This window comes from Klebsiella electrica (genome assembly GCF_006711645.1).
GTDB classification, from domain to species: Bacteria; Pseudomonadota; Gammaproteobacteria; order Enterobacterales; family Enterobacteriaceae; genus Klebsiella; species Klebsiella electrica.
Genome location: NZ_CP041247.1, coordinates 863,835 through 888,927, shown reverse-complemented (window position 1 = coordinate 888,927; position 25,093 = coordinate 863,835). Strand labels below are relative to the sequence as shown.

The window sequence follows — 25,093 nt, the reverse complement described above, 5'->3', positions numbered from 1 at the left end:
TTACCCGGGCTACAAAACCGCCGCATGCAGGATACGGTAGCCCGGCTAAGCGCAGCGCGAGCCGGGGAGATTCCCGGGTCGCGGCGTAAACGCCTGACCCGGGCTACAAAATCGCCGCATGCAGGATACGGTAGCCCGGCTAAGCGCAGCGCAAGCCGGGGAGATTCCCGGGTTGCGGCTAACGCCTTATCCGGGCGACAAAATCGCCCTATGCAGGGTATAGTAGCCCGGCTAAGCGCAGCGCGAGCCGGGGGAGATTCCCGGGTCGCGGCGTAAACGCCTTATCCGGGCGACAAAACCGCACGAACTTGTAGCCCGGACAGATGCGTAGCATCGCCTCCGGGAAATTATTGGCGCCGTCCCCAAATCCACAGCGCGGCAATCGCCAGCGCAAACACCGCGCCAAAGCCAATCCCGACGCCAACCACCGGAATACCGATACTCACCGCCAGCGAATAGAGCCCCAGCATCAGCAGCATCGCCACGTTTTCACCGAGATTCTGTACCGCAATGGCATTACCTGCACCTACGGTATGCTTACCGCGTTCCTGCAGCAGCGCATTAAGCGGCACAATAAAGAAGCCGCCAAAAATACCGAGCAGCAACAGCAGAGCAAATGCGGGCAGCAGCGACTGCTGGAGGGCAAAGAAGATCACCGCCACGCCGATTAAAATCCCGGCAGGCATGCAGCGGGACACGGTTTGCAACGTCACCAGCTTCGCGGCAGCCCCAGCCCCCAGCACAATCCCCACCGCCACCATCGCGTTAAGATAGGTCGGCATGGCGTTGCTGGTGATGCCAAGCGCCGCCGGTACCCACAGCACCAGCAGGAAACGCAGCGTCACGCCAGCGCCCCAGAACAGACTGGTTCCGGTCAGTGAAAAGCGCGTTTCCCCGTTACGCCACAGCGTCTTACAGGCGCTAAAGAAACTGTAGGTCATCGGCGTAAACCGCCATGACTGGCCGGGACGCGCCGCCGGCAGCTTGGGGATCCACAGGTTGGCGATCACCGCCCCACCGTACACCAGCGCGCAGATGGCCAGCGCGGCCAGCACGTGCCAGTCGGCCAGAATACCGCCGGCCATCGATCCCAGCAAAATCGCCGCAATGGTCGACGACTCCATCAAGCCGTTAGCTTTCACTAACTTATCTCCGGTGGTCAGCTCGCCAAGGATGCCGTATTTGGCCGGTGAATAGGCCGCCGCGCCGATCCCCACCAGGGTATAGCCGATAAACGGGTTCAGACCAAAACAGATGCAGCCTGCGCCAACCAGCTTCATGCCGTTGGCGACCATCATCACTCGCCCTTTGGCAAAGCTGTCGGCAAACTGGCCGACAAACGGCGCAAACAGTATGTAAGCGCCTACAAACAGCATCTGCATCACCGGCTGGCTCCAGTCCGGGTAGAACTGCTGTTTCATCAGCGCCAGCGTGGCAAACAGCAGCGCGTTATCGCCAAATGCCGAGAGGAACTGGGCGCAGATGACCGCCATCATCCCTTTTGAGTACAGCGAAGTGTTAGTGTGTACTGACTCACTCATCAGAATCTTCCGTCTGCTCAACCATACCTTTAAGGGTGACAAAGTCCGGCTTGCCGCTGCCGAGAACCGGCAACTGCTTCAGCCAGCGAATGTCGCGCGGTACCGCCAGCTCCGGCACGCCATGCTCACGGGCGTAACGCAGCAGTTTTTCACGGTTCAGTTCATTATCGGTGGTAAAAAGCACCAGCGCCTCGCCTTTAGCGGCATCTTGTTTAATCGCCGTGGCATGCATCTTGTCAGGTGAGACGGCCAACGCCACCTGTTCGACCATTTCCAGCGACACCATTTCGCCGGCGATTTTCGCGAAGCGCTTAGCGCGTCCCTGAATGCGCACGTAGCCCTGCTCGTCAAAGGTGACGATATCCCCGGTGTCATACCAGCCGCTTTCCACTTCGCCATGCTGATTTTCCGCCGCCGGCGCTTCCAGCACGCCCGGATTCTCCACCCGCAGATAGCCATTCATGATGTTCGGCCCTTTTAACTGCAGGCGACCGCCCTCTGCAATACCCGGCATCGCCAGCAGGCGCGCATCCATCCCCGGCAGAATACGCCCGACGGTGCCCACCTTCGCCGCCATCGGGACGTTAATCGATACCACCGGCGCACATTCGGTGACGCCATAGCCTTCGAGAATGCGCAGGCCAAATTTGTCCTGCCACAGTTGCTTCGTGCTCTCCTGAAGCTTTTCCGCCCCGGCCACCACGTAGCGCAAACGGTAGAAATCATACGGGTTGGCAAAGCGCGCGTAGTTCGCGAGAAAGGTCGAGGTCCCGAACAGCACCGTACAGTTACGATCGTAGACCAGCTCCGGCACCACGCGGTAGTGCAGCGGGCTGGGATAGAGAAACACTTCTGCACCGGTAAACAGCGGCGTCAGCAGCCCCACCGTCAGGCCAAAAGAGTGGAACAGCGGCAACGCCGACATAAAGCGATCGTTGGCGGTAAAGTCAGCAATCGTTTTAATCTGTTCGACGTTAGCCAGCAGGCTTTTGTGGCTGTGCACCACGCCTTTCGGGTTGCCTTCCGAACCGGAGGTAAACAGGATCATCGCCGCATCTTCCGGCTGCTGTTTGACCTGCGCCAGCTTCGGCGCCAGCAGGTGGCCGAAGATCCACAGCTTATCGCCGGTCGTGATGTCGCCCTTCAGGTCTTCAAGGAAGACCCAACGCACCTGCGTGAGCTGCTCCGGCAGGTGCCAGAGTTTGCCTTTATCAAGGAAAGTGCGGGAGGTAAATACGGTTTTAATTTCAGCGGCGGTTATCGCACTGCTCAGCCCTTTTACCCCGGCGGTGTAGTTCATCATCGCTGGAATCCGCCCGCGGGCAATGGCGCCAAAAATCACCGCCGCGCTGATTCCGGCGTTGGGCAACATCAGGCCGATTTTCTCGCCCTGCGTGCTGTATTTTTCGAGGATGCGCGCCACGAAGAGGGTTTTAGTCAGCAGCTTGCGGTAGGTATCTGGCTGGAAATTAATATCTTCCACGCAATGTTTGCGCGCCCCGAAGCGATCCTGCGCCGCCAGCAGCGATTGATACAGCGTTTCTCGCGGGCGCACCGCCATGCGCGCTTCCATCATGATCTGGTGCAGCATCTCTCCGGCAATTTTGCGGCGATCGCGGGCGCGAGGCGCCTGAGGCATTTCAATGCGGGTTGGCGGCAGCAAATGCAGCCGGATCCGTGGGAACAGACGGCGTTTGACCAGCCCTTTGAGGCGGCTGAACGGAGTCAACTCCGCGCCTTCGATACGCAGTGGGATAATGGTGGCCTGCGACTTTGCGGCCACGAACGCCGCCCCGTCATAGATTTTCATCAGCGAACCGCTAACCGAGATACGCCCTTCCGGGAAGATAACCACCGGACGCCCCTGCTCAATCAGCCGCACCAGGTGTTTTATCGACATCGGTTTCGTCGGGTCGAGCGGGACAAAGTCGATAAGCGGCGTCAGCACGCGCATAAACCAGCGCTGGCTGATAGAACTGTACACCGCAAAGACCGGTCGGACGGGCAGGAATAAGGCGAGCAGGATCCCATCGAGGAACGAGACGTGATTCGGGGTGATCAACACCTTTTGTTGTTGCAAGGGCTGCGTGTCACCGGTCAATCTGACCCGATACAACCCTTTGAACAACAGCCTGAAAAATGCCAACAGCATAACAACTCCATTTGACCGGTGATTAAGTCATTGCAGGTTACACGAGAAGGCGTTTGAAAGCAGTGCGGAAGAAATGTCTGGCAGAAAAAAAACCTGCGCATCTGCGCAGGCCGGTGCAAGATAATCAGTACGAAATGCGTACTTAAAAACTCACCTATCAATACCTCTGGGACCCTGATTGTCCGGTTTTTTGCCCCTGCCGCACCAGCGATAAAACGCAAGGGAATAAACCTAAGTGCAACCAGTTATTGCCATTTTCGCTATCTGTAACAGCGGCGAGCGGCGGACAGGAAGAGATCCATCCGCTGAGGGTGCCGAGGGCCTGTCACGGGTGGACGCGGCATGTTCAGACGAGGGGCAAAAAAAAACCTGCGCATCTGCGCAGGCTGGTGTAATTAGAGTGGCTAACGTTACGTTAGCTCCACCTATCAATACCTCTGGGATAGCCAGAATATCAATGCAATGAATGGATAAACCAGCGAACATTCGCAACAGCTAATCGCAAAGTGTAAGCAAAGGTGTGAATCTTCCCTCCGCCGTTTCATTCGTCTGTGCCACTGCGCTTGTCGCTGTGTAACTTTTTCACCATGAAGGTCAATCTGCATCACATTTGCGTAACGCCAGACGCCTCCAGCCTTGAATCTGCCGCACTTTCCCGTAACATAACCGTTATGTAAACGCTTACCCTATAAAAGGTCTGGTATGGCGACAATTAAGGATGTAGCCCGACTCGCTGGAGTGTCCGTCGCTACCGTATCCCGCGTAATCAACAACTCCCCCAAAGCCAGTGAAACCTCGCGCCAGTCGGTGACTGCGGCGATGGAAACGCTCAATTATCATCCCAATGCGAACGCGCGCGCGCTGGCGCAGCAGTCAACGGAGACCGTTGGGCTGGTGGTGGGCGACGTGTCCGATCCTTTCTTCGGCGCCATGGTCAAAGCCGTCGAACAGGTGGCCTACAACACCGGTAACTTTTTGCTGATCGGCAACGGGTATCACAGCATTAAAAAAGAGCGTCAGGCGATTGAGCAGCTTATCCGCCATCGCTGCGCTGCGCTGGTGGTGCACGCGAAAATGATCCCCGATGATGAGCTCGTCGGGTTGATGAAACAGATCCCCGGCATGGTGCTGATCAACCGTATTCTGGCGGGCTTTGAACAGCGCTGCGTGGCGCTGGATGACCGCTACGGCGCCTGGCTGGCGACCCGTCATCTGATCCAACAGGGGCATACCCGTATCGGCTACCTCTGCTCCAACCACGCGATTTCGGATGCTGAAGATCGTCTGCAAGGCTATTACTCGGCGTTAACGGAGAGCGGCCTGCCCTGCAACGATCGGCTGGTGACCTTTGCCGAACCTGATGAAAGCGGCGGCGAGCAGGCCATCACCGAACTGCTGGGGCGCGGCAGAAATTTTACCGCTGTCGCCTGTTATAACGACTCGATGGCCGCCGGCGCGATGGGGGTGCTGAATGATAATGGTATCGACGTCCCGCGCGAGATTTCGCTGATTGGCTTCGATGATGTGCTGATCTCGCGCTATGTTCGCCCGCGCCTGACGACGGTGCGTTACCCCATCGTCACCATGGCAACGCAGGCCGCCGAACTGGCACTGGCGCTGGCAGATCAGCGCCCGGCGCCTGAAATCACCCACTTATTCAGCCCGACGCTGGTTCGCCGTCACTCGGTGATGGCGCCGTCGGAAAGCGATAAGTCGTAACGATACAGGCTGACGGGGGTGGCCGGGTAATCCAGCCCTTCACCAATATACTGCCAGCCAAAACGCTCATAAAAATCGCGGCAGGCGGAGTAGAGATACAGCTGCGGGTGCCCGAGCCGGCGCGCATAGTCGATAGCATGCTGTTGCAGCTTTCCCGCGATGCCCCGTCCGCGCGCGTGCGGGGCGACGTACAGCGCCGCCATCCACGGGAACAGATCCTGACGGCTGATTAAGTCGCAGCGCCACAGCCCCACCGTCCCTGCCAGCGTCTCGCCCTCGACGGCGATAAAGGTCAGCGGCAGCGCCTCCGGCGTCTGGCTGTGGGCAATGAGAGTAGCAAAAAAAGGCAGCGGCAGCGTTTCGCCGCCAAAGGCCTGCCAGAGCCACATCGCCACCTGTTCGGCGTGCTGCGGCGCGGCGTATAAGGGCTGAATATGCATAACCGATCCCCTGCTGAAAAATTCTCTGGCTGCCAGTATACCGCGCCCGCAGCGGTCGGTGGCGAGGAAGTCAGCGCGTGGAAGAACCATTTTGCGGGCATTTCCTGCAAAAAGCGTGATCGCGATAGTTCTTTGCCCCCGGTTGGGCGCATATCCCCCTGAATGTCTGTGATAAACTGCGGTTTATCACGTGAAATCAGGAATCGATGAATGGCTACAATGCTGGATGTCTCAATTCGCGCAGGCGTCTCTAAAGCGACGGTTTCCCGCGTGTTGAACGGCACAGGTCAGGTAAAAGAGAGCACCCGCCAACAGGTATTCAAAGCGATGGAAGAGCTGGGATACCGGCCAAACTTTCTCGCCCGTTCGTTGGCGAACCGCACCAGCAACAGTATCGGACTGGTGGTTTCGACCTTCGATGGTTTCTATTTTGGCCGCCTGCTGCAACAGGCTTCACGCCAGACGGAAGCCTGGGGAAAACAGCTGATCGTCACCGACGGCCACGATGCCCCGGAACGCGAAGAAGAGGCGGTACAGATGCTCGCCGACCGCCAGTGCGACGCCATCATCCTCTATACCCGCCACATGAGCGAAAAGGAGATCATGTCGCTTATCGAATCCATCGATACGCCGCTGGTGGTGATTAACCGCGACGTCAGCCTGGCGCGGGAACGCTGCGTGTTCTTCGAGCAGGAAGATGCGGCTTTTCAGGCGGTCAGTTATCTGATTACGCAAGGGCACCGGGATATCGCCTGCATCACCGTGCCAATGCACACGCCGACGGGGAAGGCCCGTCTGCAAGGATACCGCAAGGCACTGAAAAAGCACGGTATCGCCTGGGATCCGGCGAAAGTTAAATACGGCGATTCTACGATGACCCGCGGCTATGAACTGTGCCGCGAGCTGCTTGCTGAGAACACAACGTTCAGCGCGCTGTTTTCGTGTAACGATGATATGGCGCTGGGCGCCTCAAAAGCGCTGCACCAGGCGGGGCTGCAAATCCCGCAGGACGTTTCGCTGTTCGGCTTCGACGATGCCCCGAGCGCGAAATGGCTGGAGCCCGGCCTGTCGACGGTCTATCTGCCGATCGATAATATGATAACCACCGCTATCGATCAGGCGATCAAGCTCGCCAACGACCAGCCGATCGAAACGATCCCGCCGTTTACCGGCACCCTGGTATTGCGGGAGTCGGTAACGACGGGACCCTATTTTTAGAACTGCTCTAAGGCCAGCAGCTCCTGAATCGTCTGCCGACGACGGATCAGCCGTGCGCTGCCGTTGTCGAACAACACTTCCGGCAGCAGCGGGCGGCTGTTGTAGTTTGAGGACATTGACGCGCCGTAGGCCCCCGTATCATGCAGCACCAGATAATCCCCCGGCGCGACTTCAGGCAGCAAACGCGTCTCTACCTTGCCCCCTTCCTGCTGAGTAAAGACGTCGCCCGATTCGCACAGCGGCCCGGCCACGACGGTGTCGACAAGCGGTGCGGCGCTCAGGTTGCGGCCATCCGCCGCCAGGGCGGTAATATGGTGATAGCTGCCGTACATTGACGGACGCATCAGATCGTTAAAACCGGCATCAATCAGCACAAAGTGGCGGCTGCCCATCTCTTTGACGCTACGGACCTGAGAGACCAGCACCCCGGATTCAGCCACCAGGAAGCGACCCGGCTCGATTTCCAGTTTCACCGGATGGCCGAGATGTCGGGCGATCTGCTCACGCGCGGCGTTCCACAGGCCATAGTAATGATCGGTATCAATCGCCTCTTCACCTTCGCGATAAGGGATCGATAGCCCGCCGCCGGCAGAGATCGCCTGCAGATCCTGGCCAAACTCCACCACCTGACGCACCATCGCGCCACAAACCTGCTCCAGATGGCCATAATCAACCCCGGAGCCAATATGCATGTGGATCCCCACCAGCTGGAGCTGATAGCGACGCATTATTTCCAGCGCCGCCGGCAGATAGCTGTACCAGATCCCGTGTTTGCTGTTTTCGCCGCCGGTGTTGGTTTTTTGGCTGTGGCCGTGTCCAAAGCCCGGGTTGACGCGCAGCCAGACGCGATGACCGGGAGAGACTTCCCCCAGTTGGCTCAGCATATCGACTGAACCGGCATTAACCGGGATCTGCAGGGCCTTGACGCGTTCCAGCGTCGCCTCGTCGATCAGGTCGGCGGTAAAAACGATATCTTCCGGATGCTGCTGCGGGTCATAACCCGCCGCCAGCGCACGTTCAATCTCCCCGAGGGAGACGGAATCCACCTTGACGCCCTGTTCACGCATCAAGCGCAAAATATGGATATTGGAGCAGGCCTTCTGGGCAAAGCGCACCACGTCGAACTGGCTGAGCTGGGCTATCTGGCGGCGGATAATCTGCGCGTCGTAGACCCACACCGGGCAGCCAAATTCGCCAGGCAGGCGGAGCAGGTTCCCGGCAGTCAGGTCGGTATCGGTGGCGTAAAGCGAGCGTGGCATAATGAACTCCGGCGTTATCTGTGTTGTGCGTGTTTTTTTATGATTACGCCATAGGCTGAAGAGAATAAAAAATATCGTTTTATCGTGACTCTATGCAAAAATGATATGGATACCGCCAATCCGCCGAGAGCCGCCATGCCCGCTGTCAATTTACGCCATATCGAAATCTTCCATGCGGTGATGACCACCGGCAACCTGACCGAGGCGGCTCGCCTGCTGAACACCTCTCAGCCGACCGTCAGCCGCGAGCTGGCACGTTTTGAAAAGGTGATCGGGCTGCAACTGTTTGAGCGCACCCGCGGGCGTTTGCAGCCAACGGTGCAGGGATTGCGGCTGTTTGAGGAGGTTCAGCGTTCCTGGTACGGACTGGACCGCATCGTCAGCGCCGCCGAGAGCCTGCGCGAATTTCGCCAGGGCGAACTGTCTGTCGCCTGCCTGCCGGTGTTTTCCCAGTCGTTTTTGCCGCTGCTGCTACAGCCCTTTCTGGCGCGCTATCCCGAGGTCAGCCTGCAGATTGTGCCGCAGGAATCCCCCCTGCTGGAGGAGTGGCTCTCCGCCCAACGTCACGATCTCGGTCTGACGGAAACCCTGCACACGCCCGCCGGGACCGAACGCACGCCGCTGTTAACGCTCAACGAGGTGTGCGTACTGCCCCGGAGCCACCCGCTTGCCAGCAAGCCGGTGCTGACTCCGGCCGATTTCCACGGTGAAAACTATATCAGCCTGTCGCGTACTGACAGCTATCGCCAGCTGCTTGATGCCCTGTTTCTTGAGCACCAGGTGAAGCGCCGGATGGTCGTGGAGACCCACAGCGCGGCCTCCATTTGTGCGATGGTGCGGGCGGGCGTCGGACTCTCGGTCGTCAACCCGCTGACCGCCCTCGACTATGCCGAAAGCGGCGTGGCGGTGCGCCGCTTTAGCGTCGATGTGCCGTTCACCGTCAGCTTGATCCGCCCGCTACACCGCCCGGGATCGGCGCTGGTCGAGACATTTATTCAGCACCTGCAAGGGAGTCTGCAGCGGATTCAAGGCCCGCTGGACGCGGTGCTTAAGAGAGCATAAATGTCACCGCGTCCGCGGCGTGAATCGCGGCGGTATCGAACACCGGCAGCGGGCTACTCTCCACCGGCACCAGCAGGCCAATCTCGGTACAGCCGAAAATAACCCCTTCCGCGCCCTGCGCCGCCAGCGCGTCAATCACCTGCAGGTAATAATCACGGGAGTCGTCGTTAAACGCGCCCAGGCACAGCTCATCAAAAATGATCCGGTTGATGCGTTCGCGATCGTCAGCTTGCGGAATCAGCGTCTCGATAGCGAACTGCGCCTGCAGGCGTCCACGATAAAAATCCTGCTCCATGGTATAGCGCGTTCCGAGCAGGGCGACCCGCTTCTGGCCTTTGGCGGTAATCGCACGCCCGGTGGCGTCGGCGATATGCAGGAACGGCACTTCACAGCGCGTTTCGATGGCCTGCGCCACTTTATGCATGGTATTGGTACACAGAACAATCCCTTCCGCGCCCGCCTGCTGCAGGCCAAATGCCGCCTGCGCCAGCATCTCGCCGGCGCGATCCCAGTCCCCTGCGGACTGGCAGGCTTCTATCTCATGGAAATCGACGCTGTGCAGCAGCAGACTCGCCGAATGCAGGCCGCCCAAATGTGTTTTGATACCTTCGTTGATCAAACGGTAATAGGGAATGGTGGATTCCCAGCTCATGCCGCCCAACAGGCCAATCGTTTTCATCATCCGCTCCTGATTTATGCTTTGCTCCAGTGAAACAAACTTGTGATCAACTTTCCACTTTTGTCGTCGCTCGTTTCTTTGCCGACGATTCTGCGATAAATTAAATGAAACATTGTTTCATTTAACAACAGGACTGCCGGATGTTTATTTTTCATAACCAGACCACCCTTGAAGATCTGGGCAATGGCGTGACCCGTCGCATTCTTGCGCACGGTGGCAACATGATGGCCGTGGAGGTCAATTTCGACGCCGGGGCCATCGGTCCAATGCACAATCACCCCCACGAGCAGTTGACCTATGTGCTATCCGGCGAATTTGAGTTCACCATCGGTGAAGAGAAACGCGTGGTGCGCGCCGGCGATACGCTCTACAAAAAGCCGCATATTATGCACGGCTGCCTCTGCCTGAAAGCGGGCATCCTGCTGGATACCTTTACGCCCGTGCGTGAGGATTTCCTGTAAAACGCCGCTTGCCGGGGCATATTCAACGTGCCCCTTGTTGATCCCTTCTTTCCTTTCCGCCAGAATAATTTGTTAGTAAATATGTAACAACAAAATGATTAGCCTGCCACTCACCCTCCTCGCTCCGGCATAAGTTCTTAGCTTCGCCATCTTCCCCGACAACTCATCATTTCTGGAAAACGCTCGCCATCTCAATTTTTGAAACATCGTTTCGACTTCGATCACATTTCCGCTATGAATCGAATGACTACGTAATAAATAGTAATAAAATAAATTTAAAACAGCGTTTTATAAAATTAAAATCACCGGACCCGCAGCAAGCGAAATAGTGAGGCCCAGCAGGGAAGCTAAACGTAAAAACACATAATAAACAAAATGTTAAAAAAGAAAACCAACGCCAGCAGATGAACCAGACACCGATTCACTTTCTGGCCGTGACCGGACACAGAAAACCATGACCCCGAATCCGTTTTACAAACTCGTAAGCCAGGTAGGTATGTATGAATGAAAACAAGATGCTGGGATTGGCATGGATATCGCCCTATATCATCGGGCTGATAGTCTTTACCGCTTTTCCCTTTGTTTCATCTTTCTTCCTCAGTTTCACTGAGTACGATTTGATGAGCCCGCCGGTATTTAACGGCATTGAAAACTATCGCTACATGCTGACCGAAGATGGCCTCTTCTGGAAATCCATGGGCGTGACCTTTGCCTACGTCTTTTTAACCATTCCGTTAAAACTGGCTTTCGCACTGGGTATTGCGTTTGTCCTCAACTTTAAGCTGCGCGGTATCGGCTTTTTCCGTACCGCTTATTACATTCCGTCCATTCTCGGCAGTTCGGTGGCGATTGCCGTCCTGTGGCGTGCGCTGTTCGCTATCGACGGCCTGCTGAACAGCTTTATCGGCGTGCTGGGATTCGACCCGGTGAACTGGCTCGGCGAGCCGTCGCTGGCGCTGATGTCCGTCACCCTGCTACGCGTCTGGCAGTTTGGCTCGGCGATGGTCATCTTCCTTGCCGCGCTGCAAAACGTCCCGCAGTCACAATATGAAGCGGCGATGATCGACGGCGCGTCTAAGTGGCAGATGTTCATGAAAGTGACCGTGCCGCTGATTACGCCGGTCATCTTCTTCAACTTTATTATGCAGACCACCCAGGCGTTCCAGGAGTTTACCGGTCCGTACGTCATCACCGGCGGCGGCCCGACCTACTCCACCTATCTGTTCTCGCTCTATATCTACGACACCGCCTTTAAGTACTTCGATATGGGGTACGGCGCGGCGCTGGCGTGGGTGCTGTTCCTGGTGGTCGCGGTCTTTGCCGCCATCGCCTTTAAGTCATCGAAATATTGGGTGTTCTACTCCGCCGATAAGGGAGGCAAAAATGGCTGATATTCAACACATCACCCCGGCAATGGAAATTGCGGAACGCGAAGTTGCCCGCACCCTGCGCCGTGAAAAAATCAGCCGGACAATCCGTTACGTCATCCTGCTGTTCGTCGGCCTGCTGATGCTCTACCCGTTGGTGTGGATGTTCTCGGCGTCGTTCAAACCGAACCATGAGATCTTCACCACCCTGAGCCTGTGGCCGGCCCATGCGACCTGGGACGGCTTTATTAACGGCTGGAAAACCGGCACCGAGTACAACTTCGGTCACTACATGCTGAACACCTTTAAGTATGTGATCCCGAAAGTTCTGCTGACCATTATCTCCTCCACCATCGTGGCCTACGGCTTTGCCCGCTTTGAAATCCCGTGGAAGAAGTTCTGGTTCGCCACGCTTATCACCACCATGCTGCTGCCGAGCACCGTGCTGCTGATCCCGCAATACCTGATGTTCCGTGAAATGGGCATGCTGAACAGCTATCTGCCGCTGTACCTGCCGCTGGCCTTCGCCACCCAGGGATTCTTCGTCTTCATGCTGATCCAGTTCCTGCGCGGCGTACCGCGCGATATGGAAGAGGCGGCGCAGATTGACGGCTGCAACTCGATTCAGGTGCTGTGGTACGTGGTGGTGCCGATTCTGAAACCGGCGATTATCTCGGTGGCGCTGTTCCAGTTTATGTGGTCGATGAACGACTTTATCGGCCCGCTGATTTACGTCTATAGCGTCGATAAGTATCCCATCGCACTGGCGCTGAAAATGTCCATCGACGTCACGGAAGGCGCTCCGTGGAACGAAATTCTGGCAATGGCGAGTATCTCCATTCTGCCATCCATCATCGTGTTCTTCCTGGCACAACGCTACTTCGTACAGGGCGTGACCAGCAGCGGAATCAAAGGTTAAGAGGGAAATATCATGGCTGAAGTTATTTTCAACAAACTGGAAAAAGTTTACTCCAACGGCTTCAAAGCGGTACATGCTATCGACCTGAAAATCGCGGACGGCGAGTTTATGGTGATCGTCGGGCCATCCGGCTGCGCGAAATCCACCACCCTGCGCATGCTGGCGGGGCTGGAAACCATCAGCGGCGGCGAAGTGCGTATCGGCGAGAAGATAGTCAACAACCTCGCGCCAAAATCACGCGGTATTGCGATGGTGTTCCAGAACTATGCGCTCTACCCGCATATGACGGTGCGCGAGAATCTGGCCTTTGGCCTCAAGCTGAGCAAGCTGCCGAAAGATCAGATTGACGCCCAGGTTAACGAGGCCGCCAAAATCCTCGAGCTGGAAGCGCTGCTCGACCGTCTGCCGCGCCAGCTTTCCGGCGGCCAGGCCCAGCGCGTGGCGGTTGGCCGGGCGATTGTCAAAAAACCGGATGTGTTCCTGTTTGATGAACCGCTCTCTAACCTTGATGCCAAGCTGCGCGCCTCGATGCGGATCCGTATTTCCGATCTGCACAAGCAGTTGAAGAAATCCGGCAAGCCGGCGACCACCGTGTACGTCACCCACGATCAGACAGAAGCGATGACCATGGGTGACCGGATCTGCGTCATGAAGCTCGGGCATATCATGCAGGTCGATACCCCGGACAACCTGTATCACAAACCGAAAAACATGTTCGTGGCCGGCTTTATTGGCGCCCCGGAGATGAACATCCGCCCCTGCAAGCTGGTTGAACAGGCCGGGTGCCTGCACCTGACTATCGGCGATGAGCGGCTGCCGTTAAGCGCGGCCCTGCAGGATAAAGTCGGCAGCCATACAAACCAGCCTCTGTTCTACGGCGTGCGCCCGGAGTTTGTCGCCATTGCCGATGAACCGTTCGCCGAAGGCGGCTGCTCGGGCGAAATGGTGCGGGTCGAGAACATGGGCCACGAGTTTTTCGTCTACCTGAAAGTCGCCGACTATGAACTGACCGCCCGCGTCCCTTCTGACCAGGCTAAGCCGATGATTGAAAAAGGGCTGCATCGCAAAGTGTGGTTCAAATTCGACATGAATAAGTGCCATCTCTTTGATGCCGCTACCGAACAGAACATCTCTCTGTCATCACTGGAGTATTAAAATGAAAAAAGTGCTTTTAAGCGCCGCAATCTCCGCCACTCTGGGCCTTACCGCGTTACCGTCTCTGGCAAAAGATGTCGATCTGCGTATGTCATGGTGGGGCGGCAACGGCCGCCATCAGGTCACCCTGAAAGCGCTGGAGGAGTTTCATCAACAGAATCCGGACATCAACGTTAAAGCCGAATATACCGGCTGGGACGGCCATCTTTCGCGCCTGACCACCCAAATCGCCGGCGGGACCGAGCCGGACGTGATGCAGACCAACTGGAACTGGCTGCCGATCTTCTCGAAGAATGGCGAGGGTTTTTACGATCTGTACAAAATGAAGGATATCATCGACCTCAGCCAGTTCGATGCCAAAGAGCTGCAGTCCACCACGGTCAATGGCAAGCTCAACGGTATCCCGATTTCCGTGACCGCCAGGGTGTTCTACTTTAACGACGAAACCTGGAAAAAGGCCGGCGTCACCTTCCCGAAAACCTGGGACGAGCTGATGGCGGCGGGCAAAACCTTTGAGAGCAAGCTGGGTAAGCAGTATTACCCGGTGGTGCTGGAGCATCAGGATACGCTGGCGCTGCTAAACTCTTACATGGTTCAGAAATACAACCAGCCGGCCATCGACGAGAAAACGAAGAAATTCTCCTACAGCAAAGAGCAGTGGGTCGAATTTTTCCAGATGTATAAAAAGCTCATCGACAGCCACGTGATGCCGGATACCAAATACTATGCCTCGTTCGGCAAGAGCAACATGTACGAAATGAAGCCGTGGATTCAGGGCGAATGGGCGGGGACCTATATGTGGAACTCCACCATCAACAAATACTCCGACAACCTGAAGCCGCCGGCGAAGCTGGCGCTGGGCGACTATCCGATGCTGCCGGGCGCCACCGATGCTGGCCTGTTCTTTAAACCGGCGCAGATGCTCTCCATCGGCAAATCGACGAAGAACCCGCAAGCGGCGGCGAAAGTGATTAACTTCCTGTTAAACAGCAAAGAGGGCGTGGATACGCTGGGCCTTGAGCGCGGCGTGCCGTTAAGCAAAGTGGCGGTGCACTACCTGACCGAAGACGGCACGATCAAAACCGACAATCCGGCCATATCCGGGCTGAAGCTGGCGCAGTCGCTGCCGACGAAACTCCCGGTATCGCCTTATTTTGATGACCCGCAGATCGTTGCCCAGTTTGGCACATCGCTGCAGTACATCGACTACGGGCAGAAAAGCGTAGAAGAGACGGCCGCCGACTTCCAGCGCCAGTCCGATCGTATTCTGAAACGCGCCATGCGCTAACGGTGGCTCATTCTCTCTGCCCTACGGCCCCGGCTCGCGCGGCGCTTAGCCGGGCTACCGGTTCACCGCCGTCTGCGGGCCGCTGGCACGGTTAAGGCGCATTGCGCCGCAATCTTGTACCTGGTAGCCCGGGTAAGGTGTTTACGCCGCAACCCGGGAAACCTGTCAGAAGAAATATTTAAATCTTACCCGCGCACCGTAGCGTTCATCGGTATTGCCGCTTTTTGCCGCCGATGAATCCAGCCATGACGCATACGCGCCGAGATAAATATTAAAGTTCGGCATATCCATGATATTCGGCAACTGCCATGAGGTATGAATGGTGTGGATGTCATAGCGCCCCGGCGTCAGAATCGCGCAGTCGCCATCGCACTCCGCGCTCACGCCGGACATATTGAACTTATCGATTTTGTTATGCGCATAGATATAGCCCAGCTCTACCCGATGCCATAATGCGTTGATACCGGCGCTGAAATCTTTCTCATCCGCCGCATCAAGATAGGCGGAGCTCAAATTCACCACCGCCCCATTTTCGGCATCGGTTTTCAGCGTGTTCCAGCTCATGGTCATCCCGTAGCCGGTGCGGCTGGACTGATCGACCCAGCGGCCATTCTGGTTCTGATAGCCGTAAGCATTATTAACAAGGTTGCTCTCCATGGCCGCCGCCACCGACCAGGCCCCGGACCGCCAGGCCGCGACCGGACGCACGTACACCACGTTTTTACGGTTATCCAGCGCGTTGCCGTGATAGTTTTGATCCACAAACAGCGAACTGCCGTCCTCCACCAGCGTATTCAGCTCAAAATACCAGTTATCGCTGTTTTTACTGAGCAGGAAGTTGCCGCCGCTGCTACTACGCCCGCGCCCCTCTTTCATCATGTAGATATAGCCGTAGCCGTCGCTGTACAGATCGTTGGCCGTATTGCCGGAATATTCAATAAAGGTATCCTGATTCAGCGGGAACATATCATAGGCTTCAAAGCGCCCGACCTTTATTTTCCAGTCATTTTCACGACCGAAGAAAAATACCGCATCATCAAGATTCATTTTTCCGCGCAGATCCGCCAGCGGCTGCACGCTGAATCCGGCATATTTTCCGTCTCCCCCTTTACGCAGGCCATCAAAACCCAGCAAAATTCGGCCATTAATATCCCAGCGTTCTTTATTTCCCGGCGCCCAGTCTTTATTGGCCGAGGTTTTTACCGACGTCAGGCTGCCGGTCCGACTGGCGCCATCCATATTAAACTCAACGTCACCATAGAATTTTAACTCGCCATAATCATTAAGCTGCAATGTCGGCTTCTTCGCCCCGGCGGCGGCCGTCACCGCCGCGGCCGGCGGCTGTTGCTTCAGCGCACGAATCTCCGCCTCCGCGCTGCTCGCCCGTTGCTCTGTCGCTTTCAGGCGCTGCTCCATCTGCGCCAGCCGCTCTTCAAGCGAAACGGACTCCTGCGCACTCACCGCGGGAATCAATATAGACGTCAGTAAACATCCGACCCAGATATTTTTCATCGGCAAACCCTTTATTATTATTTCAAGGAAGGTACTTTTATTTATGGTAAAACCGGCGACAGCGACAATAATAACCCGCCCGTCGCCACGAACGGGTTATTAACAACATTCTTTTAATTTATTCTAATTGCCAGGAACCCGCTTCCGATAATAAAGCGGTACCGCTCCAGGAAAATAAGGATAATTCCCGATGCGCCGCCTGCGGATAAATACGGCTACTCAGGCAGGCCTCGCCATCATTAACAAATACTTCGACTGAAGAGCTATCAAAGAACAGACGCAGTTTTAACGGCGATGTCATCGAGAGCGGGACACTCCGTACGCCGCACAGACCGTGCTGCGGATAGTATCGCTCCAGCACCAGGCGCTGCATCTGCGCATCAACGTAGACCCGCAGCCCCTCGCCGAAGCTCAGCCCATACTGTTCTGCCGTACTGCCCGCGCAGTCCCAGTGCAGGATCACCTCCATCGCCTCACCGTTTTCCGCCATCAGCGACCGTTGGTTTTTCAGCGTGCTGACCGGCCACGGGAACCAGGCCCTGCGCAGGCACTCCACCTCTTTCGCCGGACGCATCTGCAGACGGTTATCGGCGCTCAACGTCAGTTCACGCGGCAGAGAGAGCATGCCTGCCCAGCCATCCTGCTGTTCCGGCAGCGGTGATTCCCACATGTCCAGCCAGCCGATAACGATGCGGCGACCGTCGGGGGCGAGGAAGCTCTGCGGGGCATAAAAATCATGGCCATGGTCCATCTCAACAAATTCACCTTCCCGGACAAACGGCTGCCCGGGCTGCCAGTCGCCGAGCAGATAGCCGCTCTGGAACAGGTTACGGTTGTGATAGCCCTGTGCTGCCAGCCCCTGCGGAGAGAACATCAGCACGCGCTTGCCGCCGAGGGGGAAGAAGTCGGGGCATTCCCACATAAAGCCCATCTTATCTTCGGCTTCATCAAGGATCCCTTCGTCATGCCACTGGCGCAGATCGGCGGAACGATACAGCCGTACCTGACCGGTATCGCCAACGCGTGCGCCGACGATCATGTACCAGCTATCCCCTTCGCGCCACACTTTCGGGTCGCGGAAATGGTGCAGGCCCGGCGGGGTATCCAGCACCATACCCTGACGGTCAAAATGAATGCCGTCGCGGCTGGTCGCCAGACACTGCACCTGATAAAGGTTGGCTTCGTCGCTGGGATCGCCGTGGAATTTATGTCCGGTATAGATCAGCGCCAGCGTATCGCCATCCACCACGGCCGAGCCGGAGAAGCAGCCATCTTTATCCTCCGGCCCTTCCGGCGCCAGCGCCACCGGCAGGTGTTCCCAATGGACTAAATCCTTGCTGCGCGCATGACCCCAGTGCATCGGCCCCCACTGCGTGGAGTAAGGATGATGCTGATAAAAGGCATGATACCAGCCGTCAAACCAGACCAGACCATTGGGATCGTTGATCCAGCCCGCGCGGGCGGCGAGATGGTAGCGTGGATACCAGCGCAGGTTTAACGTCTCGCGTTTCGCCTGCAGTTCCTGTTCAGCGTTAGCAACGGTGTACATCATATTCTTCACTCTTTTCATTCAGATAGCGGAGGGTTGCGACATCATCGGATCGGAAGATGAACGACTGGATCGCAACAAGAAAATGGAGATAAAGGTGGTGCAGAACACCAGCAGTCCCATAATCAGATAGGACTGGGCGAAGCCGTATTTCTCATAGCTGTAGCCCGCCAGCGGCGACAGCACCGTGGCAATCACCGAGCTGGTGCAGGCGAAGCCCACCAGATACAGCGTGGAAGAGAGGCGTTTATCAAAGTTTAAGCTGTTGTATTTAAAGATGGCGACCAGCAGTACCGGCAGTTCCACCGCATGCAGCAGCTTGGTGATGGAAATCAGCAGCGGCCCTTCCACCAGCCCGGAGGCCACCATGCGCATCGCCATCACCATCCCGGCGAAGATCAGACCGTTTTTCGCGCCGATGCGGTTAACCAGCCACGGCGCGCAGAACATCCCGGCGGCTTCAAGGAACACCTGGAAGGAGTTCAGGTAGCCGTACATCGCATTGCCTTCCTGCAAGGTCGCAAACTGGGAAGAGAAGTAGACCGGGAACTGCTGGTCGTAAACGCCGTAGATACAGGTGCCAATCACGAAGAAAACCAGCGCCCAGAAACGCGGCAGGGTCAGCAGACGCAGGGCGTCTTCCAGCGTCACTTTACCGCCGGATACCGCTTCCTGCATGGCGTGCGGCGCGGAAGAGACCCGCAGTCGCGCCAGCAGAATAAAGAACACCAGGCCGGAACCGCTGGCGACCGCAAAGTTGAGTTTCGGGTTGATGTTAAACAGCAGCCCGGCAAAAAAGGTCGCCACCGCCCAGCCCAGCGAGCCCCACATACGCGCCCGACCAAACTCAAACTGGCTCTGGCGCGCCACGCGTTCGGTGTAGGATTCGAGGACTCCGATACCACCGTTAAAGGTTAAGCCGATATAGATCCCGCCAAAGATACTGCCGAGCAGCACGTTTATTTTCAGCAGATAACCAAACAGCAGATACGCCGGTCCGGAGAGGATCAGCAGCACGGTGATATACCAGAGCAGATTTTTACGCAGCCCGAGCTTGTCCTGAATAAAGCCGTAACACACCTGGGCAAACAGCGCTGATACGGAAAGCACGGCATAGATGATCCCAGTATCCCCCGGCTTAAGCCCCACTTCCTGGTGCAACCAGATAGAGAGCAATGAGCCGGAAGAGGACCAGGTGACAAAAAAGAAAAACAGTAACGCGCTGAGTAACGGATAGCTGTGAGAGTGATGGGCTTTCATCATGACATTCTCGTGTAGGGGTAATGCATGCAATGGTAACGTTAACAAAAAACATAAATCATGCCGTTTTACTGAGATACATGATGTTAATCACAAAAGTTAACGTTAACATAGCAGAGGTGCGATCGCGATCAAAGAATCCGCTCCACTGACAGAACACGACGTGCGATAGAATATCGTATGATCCTTTTACATCAGCGACTTAGTTGTATAGCCTGTTGCACGGCGGCAACGGTGGAGTGGGAAATATGGCATCCTTGAAAGATGTGGCAAAACTGGCAAACGTATCTCTGATGACGGTTTCACGGGCGCTGAACAACCCGGAACGTCTGAAACCCGAAACGCTGGCTCGCGTTCAGTCTGCTATCGAGCAGACCAACTACGTCCCCGACCTGTCAGCCAAGAAAATTCGCGGCGCGCGCGCCACGCCGAATACCATTGGCGTCCTGGCGCTGGATACCGTCACCACGCCGTTTTCGGTTGAGATCGCGCTGTCTATCGAAGAGACCGCCCGCGCGCACGGCTGGAACAGCTTCGTGGTGAACATGTTTTCCGATGACAGCCCGGAAAACATCGTCGACCTGCTGCTCTCCCACCGCCCTGACGGTATCATCTACACCACCATGGGGCTGCGCCAGGTGCCCGTTCCGGCCAAGCTGCTGACGCTCCCCTGCGTCCTCGCCAACTGCGAAAGTCTTAACGACCCGATCGCCAGCTATATTCCTGATGATGAACAGGGTCAGTACGTTGCGGTAAAAGCCCTGCTCGCCGCAGGCTATCGTAATCCGCTCTGTTTACACCTTCCGGCTAACCATCTCGCCACCGTGCGCCGTCGCCAGGGGCTGGAGCGCGCCTGCCGCGAAGCCGGTATCGACCCGGATACGTTGGTGCACAGCTATATGGCCTTCGGCGATCAGCACTACCATGATATCCCCGCCGTGGTGCAGAGCCATCTCCGCGAGGGAAAGCCGCGATTCGATGCGGTTATCTGCGGTAACGATCGTATCGCCTTTATGGTCTATCAGACGCTGCTGGCGCAGGGATTGCGGATCCCGCAGGATGTTGCGGTGGTGGGCTACGATAATATGGTCGGCATTGGCGATCTGTTTTTACCGCCGCTGTCGACGGTGCAGCTGCCGCACTATGATATCGGGCGCCTGAGCGCCCTGCATATTATTAACGGCGATAGCCATCGGGAAACGATACGCGTAGCCAGTCCGTGGCTACCAAGAGCATCCCTGTAATTAATTACCGATGTTGCGCAGCTTTTCACCGGACATCAGTCGGCGCTCGATGTGTTCGAGCGTAACGTTTTTGGTTTCCGGAATCAGCCAGAACGTCACGCCGATAAACGCCACGTTCAGCGCGGTATAGAGCCAGAAGGTCCCCGCCGCGCCAATGCTGTCCAGCAGCGTCAGGAAGGTGGCGCCGATAATCATGTTCGACACCCAGTTGGTGGTAGTTGAACAGGTAATGCCGAAGTCGCGGCATTTCAGCGGCTGAATTTCCGAACACAGGATCCATACCACCGGCGCGGCGCTCATCGCATAGCCCGCTATACACATCATGGTCATACCGACGGAAAGCCAGGACAGGCCGCTGGAGGCGGTACCGTTATCAAACTGCATCAGGCAGTAACCCAGCACCAGCGTGCCGATAGCCATCACGCTAAAGCCGATTTTCAACGCCGGTTTACGCCCGGCTTTATCGACGGTAAAGACCGCGATAAAGGTCGCAAACATAAAGGTCAGGCCCACCACCAGCGTGGCAATCATCTGCTGCTCGGTGGTGGTGAAACCGGCCATTTTAAAAATACGCGGCGCGTAGTACATGATGATATTCATGCCGGTAAATTGCTGCATCGCCTGCAACAACATGCCAAGAAATACCGCGCGGCGGACGTTGCGATTGATCTTAAACAGCGCCCAGCCGCCTTGCTTCAGCTTCAGGCTTTCGCGGATTTCATTGAGCTCATCACGGGCTTTTTCCGAGGTATCGCGCAGCATGCGCAGCACCTCTTCCGCTTCGATATGGCGTCCTTTTTCCGCCAGCCAGCGCGGGCTGTTCGGCAGGAAAATCACCAGAACGATCAGCAGGATCGCCGGCAGCGCCAGCACGCCCAGCATCGCCCGCCAGTTACCGCTGTAGCTGAATGCGGTATCGGACAGGAAGGCCATGACGATCCCCAGCGTCACCATCAGCTGATACATACTGATCATCTTGCCACGCACGTTTTCGCTCGCCATTTCAGAAAGATACAGCGGCGCGGTATAAGAGGCAATGCCCACGGCGATACCGAGAATGATCCTCGCCGCCAGCAGCATTTCGACGCTTGCGGCAAACGCCGATCCGATTGACCCGGCCACAAACAATATCGCCCCCGCCATCAGGCTGTATTTACGTCCCAGGCGGAAGGAGAGCCAGCCGTTGAACAGCGCGCCAACCGCCGCCCCCAGCATCATGCTGCTGACCACCCACTCCTGCAGTCGGCTGGATAAGACAAAATGATCGGTAATAAAGGGCAGCGCCCCGGCAATCACCCCAATATCGAGGCCAAAAAGCAATCCAGCCACCGCAGCGGCAATAGAGACAAACTGATTCATACGTCGGGTATCACGCTGGCTACGCGCCAGCACCGTCGAGCCGTCACTGATTGAGGTCATTTTTTTCCTGCCTGAGCAAAGTAAGACGTGCAGTGAAAGTACGCGATCGGTGCGACAAGGTGTCAGGGATGAGACGTCAAAAATATGGATTAAATTGCTGGAAGGACTTGTTTTGTGATGGACATTAAACTTTCTATTATTCCCGTTTCATCAATCTATTTTTATTAACCCCTTTTATCTATTGGGATGTTGATGAGATCCCGATGAAATGATATGGACGATTTTTAAATCCCTCACCATATCAATATGGATAATTAATGTTCATCTTTCATCACCGTTGCGTCGGTTGCCGCATCGGGAAGTGGCCCGCCCGCCGCCAGCAATAAAAAAACCCTGCCGTCAAAGCAGGGTTTATCGCCTGTCGCCGCGCCGGCTTAGCGCGCCAGCCAACCGCCATCGACCGCCACGGTGTAGCCGTTAATGTAATCCGCTGCGCGGGAGGAGAGGAAGACCACCGGCCCCATCAGATCGCCCGGTAAACCCCAGCGCCCTGCCGGAATGCGGTCAAGAATTTCCCCGCTGCGCTGTTCATCGGAGCGCAGCTGCTGGGTATTGTTGGTTGCCATATAGCCCGGTGCAATCGCGTTGACGTTGATGTTGTACTTCGCCCATTCGTTCGCCAGCAGGCGGGTCACCCCCATCACGCCGCTTTTTGATGCGGTGTAGGACGGTACGCGAATGCCGCCCTGGAAAGAGAGCATCGACGCGATGTTAATGATCTTGCCGCCGTTACCCTGGGCAATAAAATGCTTCGCCGCCGCCTGGGACATAAAGAACACGGTCTTGATATTCAGATCCATCACGTCATCCCAGTCCTTCTCACTGAATTCAAGGGCATCCTGACGGCGAATCAGACCGGCGTTGTTGACCAGAATATCGATATGGCCAAATTCGGCCACCGCGCGCTCCAGCAGTTGAGGAATACCATCAATCTGGCGCAAATCGGCGGTCAGGCTGAGGAAACGACGCCCCAGCGCGGTGACGCGCGCGATCGTTTCTACCGGCTCGACAATATTAATGCCGACAATATCGCAGCCCGCTTCGGCCAGACCGAGTGCCATACCCTGACCCAGCCCGGTATCACAGCCGGTGACAACCGCCACTTTACCCTGTAGAGAGAATGCATCGAGTATCATACTTTGTTCCTTAATCTTTCAGAGCCCGTACAACACAGGCAAGGTTCTATTTGTCCGATCCGCATCCCTCACGGTTGCTTACGCCAGGGAAAACGCTCTGGGTATGACCCACCTAAAAAATAAAACACAGTTTCGTTTTACTGTTGTCGACATCTTACCCTCGGGGAAAGTCGTTTTCAATTTTTATTAAAACAACGTTTCATATTTTTGTGGTCTGTTTAGCAAAAATACAAAACAGATCGCCAGGAGAGAGACAGCAAAAGAAATAAAAATGATAAAATACAATAAATTAATTGATATTTGAACGATGGCGACAAAACGCAAAAAGCAGGTATGAAAACAAAGTTAGCCTCGGTAAAGCGGAAGAAAGAGCAAAAAAACCGCGATCTAGTGCAAGATTTTATAGTGAACTGCGTTCGTCATCACAAAAAATGAAACAATGTTTTTATAAATTAACACCCATCTTTTAAATCAACTTCCCTGGCTATACGTCCCCTGCCGACAGACGACATCGCGGGAAGGAAAAGGAGTACATCATGGCTAAAGGCATGCGGGTAAAATTGAATTATGCAGTCAGTCGCGATCCGGATACCGGCGCGGAGATCACCCGCTTAACCCCTCCGGAAGTCACCTGTCATCGTAACTATTTCTATCAGAAGTGTTTTTTTAATGACGGTAGCCACCTGCTGTTCGCCGGCGAGTTTGATGGCCACTGGAACTACTATCTGTTAAATATCGCGACAGCCGAGGCCGTACAGCTCACCGAAGGCGCCGGTGATAATACCTTTGGCGGCTTCCTCTCGCCGGATGACTCCGCGCTCTATTACGTGAAAAACGACCGCACGCTGCTGGAAGTCAACCTTTCCACCCTCGAGGAACGTCAGGTCTATCGCGTCCCGGATGAGTGGGTCGGCTACGGTACCTGGGTCGCCAACAGCGACTGCAGCAAACTGGTCGGCATTGAGATCGCCAAAAGCGACTGGACGCCGCTTAACGACTGGCAGATTTTCCACGACTTCTTCCATAAAGGCCCGCGCTGCCGTCTGCTGCGCGTTGACCTGCAAAGCGGCGAAAGCCGCGTTATTCATCAAGAGAAAAAATGGCTGGGTCATCCTATCTATCGTCCGTTCGATGACAATACCGTCGCTTTCTGCCATGAAGGGCCGCACGACCTGGTCGACGCCCGGATGTGGATGGTCAACGAAGATGGCAGCCACGTGCGGAAAGTCAAAGAGCATGCCGCTGGCGAAAGCTGCACGCACGAGTTTTGGGTCCCGAACGGTTCGGCGCTGATTTATGTCTCCTATCTGAAAGGTCAGCAGGGACGGACGATTTATCGTTTCGATCCGGATACCGGCATCAATACCGCGCTGATGCAAATGCCCGCCTGCTCGCATCTGATGAGCAATTTCGACGGTACGCTGCTGGTTGGGGATGGCTCTGGTACGCCGGTGGATGTCAAAGATACCAGCGGCTACACCATTGATAACGACCCGTATCTCTACGTCTTTGATGTTGCGAAACAGGCTTACTTCCGCGTTGCCCGGCATGATACCTCCTGGGCGACGGTCGCCAATAGCCGTCAGGTCACCCATCCGCATCCTTCGTTTACGCCGGACGATAGCGCGATTTTGTTCAGTTCGGACAAAGACGGGAAACCGGCTATCTACCTGGCGAAACTGCCAGCGCACCCGGAGATGCTGCAGGCGTAGC

The 25,093-nt window shown here is 56.1% G+C and carries 20 protein-coding genes; 10 read left to right on the top strand and 10 right to left on the bottom strand.

Annotation, left to right across the window (positions count from 1 at the left end; genetic code table 11):
- Positions 1-347: 347 nt before the first annotated feature.
- Together lplT and aas are read right to left on the bottom strand one after the other, a co-directional pair.
- The gene (lplT, locus tag Electrica_RS04280) at positions 348-1,541 is read right to left on the bottom strand and encodes a lysophospholipid transporter LplT (RefSeq protein WP_141963595.1); all 1,194 of its coding nucleotides are present in this window, start codon (positions 1,539-1,541) and stop codon (positions 348-350) included.
- Positions 1,534-3,693: a bifunctional acyl-ACP--phospholipid O-acyltransferase/long-chain-fatty-acid--ACP ligase gene (gene aas / locus Electrica_RS04275; RefSeq protein WP_141963593.1), complete on the bottom strand. Its 2,160-nt coding sequence runs from the start codon at positions 3,691-3,693 to the stop codon at positions 1,534-1,536. Before aas ends, lplT begins: the two co-directional genes overlap by 8 nt.
- Before the next feature lie 702 nt (positions 3,694-4,395).
- On the opposite strand from aas, the gene galR reads away from it, so the two are divergent.
- Positions 4,396-5,412: an HTH-type transcriptional regulator GalR gene (galR, locus tag Electrica_RS04270; RefSeq protein WP_141963591.1), complete on the top strand. Its 1,017-nt coding sequence runs from the start codon at positions 4,396-4,398 to the stop codon at positions 5,410-5,412.
- On the opposite strand, the gene Electrica_RS04265 is transcribed toward galR, so the two are convergent.
- Positions 5,373-5,852: a GNAT family N-acetyltransferase gene (locus Electrica_RS04265; RefSeq protein ID WP_131048655.1), complete on the bottom strand. Its 480-nt coding sequence runs from the start codon at positions 5,850-5,852 to the stop codon at positions 5,373-5,375. The two genes, galR and Electrica_RS04265, sit on opposite strands and share 40 nt — an antisense overlap.
- Before the next feature lie 219 nt (positions 5,853-6,071).
- Here Electrica_RS04265 and Electrica_RS04260 point away from each other — a divergent pair, with 219 nt between their 5' ends.
- The gene (locus Electrica_RS04260) at positions 6,072-7,070 is read left to right on the top strand and encodes a LacI family DNA-binding transcriptional regulator (RefSeq protein WP_167686260.1); all 999 of its coding nucleotides are present in this window, start codon (positions 6,072-6,074) and stop codon (positions 7,068-7,070) included.
- Here the strand turns inward: Electrica_RS04260 and lysA are convergent.
- On the bottom strand, positions 7,067-8,329 hold the full coding sequence (gene lysA / locus Electrica_RS04255) for a diaminopimelate decarboxylase (protein WP_141963586.1): 1,263 nt from the start codon (positions 8,327-8,329) through the stop codon (positions 7,067-7,069). The genes Electrica_RS04260 and lysA overlap by 4 nt on opposite strands.
- A gap of 135 nt (positions 8,330-8,464) precedes the next feature.
- Between lysA and Electrica_RS04250 the strand changes: the two genes are divergently transcribed.
- Positions 8,465-9,391, top strand: a complete 927-nt coding sequence (locus Electrica_RS04250) for a LysR family transcriptional regulator (RefSeq protein WP_141963584.1) — start codon at positions 8,465-8,467, stop codon at positions 9,389-9,391.
- Here the strand turns inward: Electrica_RS04250 and Electrica_RS04245 are convergent.
- On the bottom strand, positions 9,378-10,070 hold the full coding sequence (locus tag Electrica_RS04245; RefSeq protein ID WP_100686130.1) for an aspartate/glutamate racemase: 693 nt from the start codon (positions 10,068-10,070) through the stop codon (positions 9,378-9,380). The two genes, Electrica_RS04250 and Electrica_RS04245, sit on opposite strands and share 14 nt — an antisense overlap.
- Before the next feature lie 140 nt (positions 10,071-10,210).
- On the opposite strand from Electrica_RS04245, the gene Electrica_RS04240 reads away from it, so the two are divergent.
- The 5 genes from Electrica_RS04240 (at position 10,211) to Electrica_RS04220 (ending at position 15,260) form a co-directional block, all read left to right on the top strand.
- Positions 10,211-10,531, top strand: coding sequence for a cupin domain-containing protein (locus tag Electrica_RS04240; RefSeq protein ID WP_141963582.1), 321 nt, complete (start codon positions 10,211-10,213; stop codon positions 10,529-10,531).
- A gap of 500 nt (positions 10,532-11,031) precedes the next feature.
- On the top strand, positions 11,032-11,922 hold the full coding sequence (locus Electrica_RS04235; protein ID WP_004115132.1) for a carbohydrate ABC transporter permease: 891 nt from the start codon (positions 11,032-11,034) through the stop codon (positions 11,920-11,922).
- Complete coding sequence (locus Electrica_RS04230) at positions 11,915-12,817, top strand: carbohydrate ABC transporter permease (RefSeq protein ID WP_100686133.1); 903 nt, start codon at positions 11,915-11,917, stop codon at positions 12,815-12,817. Before Electrica_RS04235 ends, Electrica_RS04230 begins: the two co-directional genes overlap by 8 nt.
- A 12-nt stretch (positions 12,818-12,829) precedes the next feature.
- Positions 12,830-13,972 (top strand): ABC transporter ATP-binding protein, encoded by a 1,143-nt coding sequence (locus Electrica_RS04225; protein ID WP_131048652.1) that lies wholly within the window; start codon positions 12,830-12,832, stop codon positions 13,970-13,972.
- A gap of 1 nt (position 13,973) precedes the next feature.
- The gene (locus Electrica_RS04220) at positions 13,974-15,260 is read left to right on the top strand and encodes an ABC transporter substrate-binding protein (protein ID WP_141963580.1); all 1,287 of its coding nucleotides are present in this window, start codon (positions 13,974-13,976) and stop codon (positions 15,258-15,260) included.
- Positions 15,261-15,425: 165 nt separating this feature from the next.
- Here the strand turns inward: Electrica_RS04220 and Electrica_RS04215 are convergent, their stop codons facing one another.
- The 3 genes from Electrica_RS04215 to Electrica_RS04205 form a co-directional block, all read right to left on the bottom strand.
- Positions 15,426-16,772, bottom strand: a complete 1,347-nt coding sequence (locus Electrica_RS04215; RefSeq protein WP_141963578.1) for a carbohydrate porin — start codon at positions 16,770-16,772, stop codon at positions 15,426-15,428.
- 118 nt (positions 16,773-16,890) lie between these two features.
- Complete coding sequence (locus tag Electrica_RS04210; RefSeq protein WP_141963576.1) at positions 16,891-18,324, bottom strand: glycoside hydrolase family 32 protein; 1,434 nt, start codon at positions 18,322-18,324, stop codon at positions 16,891-16,893.
- 18 nt (positions 18,325-18,342) lie between these two features.
- Positions 18,343-19,584, bottom strand: a complete 1,242-nt coding sequence (locus tag Electrica_RS04205) for an MFS transporter (RefSeq protein WP_100684388.1) — start codon at positions 19,582-19,584, stop codon at positions 18,343-18,345.
- 245 nt (positions 19,585-19,829) lie between these two features.
- Here Electrica_RS04205 and Electrica_RS04200 point away from each other — a divergent pair, with 245 nt between their 5' ends.
- Entirely contained in the window at positions 19,830-20,825 is a 996-nt protein-coding gene (locus Electrica_RS04200) for a LacI family DNA-binding transcriptional regulator (protein ID WP_100684387.1), read from the top strand.
- On the opposite strand, the gene araE is transcribed toward Electrica_RS04200, so the two are convergent.
- Together araE and kduD are read right to left on the bottom strand one after the other, a co-directional pair.
- Positions 20,826-22,244 (bottom strand): arabinose-proton symporter AraE, encoded by a 1,419-nt coding sequence (araE, locus tag Electrica_RS04195; RefSeq protein WP_141963574.1) that lies wholly within the window; start codon positions 22,242-22,244, stop codon positions 20,826-20,828.
- A 374-nt stretch (positions 22,245-22,618) separates the two neighbouring features.
- A complete protein-coding gene (kduD, locus tag Electrica_RS04190) occupies positions 22,619-23,380 on the bottom strand; it encodes a 2-dehydro-3-deoxy-D-gluconate 5-dehydrogenase KduD (protein ID WP_100684385.1) in 762 nt (253 codons plus the stop codon).
- A 536-nt stretch (positions 23,381-23,916) separates the two neighbouring features.
- On the opposite strand from kduD, the gene Electrica_RS04185 reads away from it, so the two are divergent.
- Positions 23,917-25,092 (top strand): oligogalacturonate lyase family protein, encoded by a 1,176-nt coding sequence (locus Electrica_RS04185; RefSeq protein WP_141963572.1) that lies wholly within the window; start codon positions 23,917-23,919, stop codon positions 25,090-25,092.
- Position 25,093: the final 1 nt, after the last annotated feature.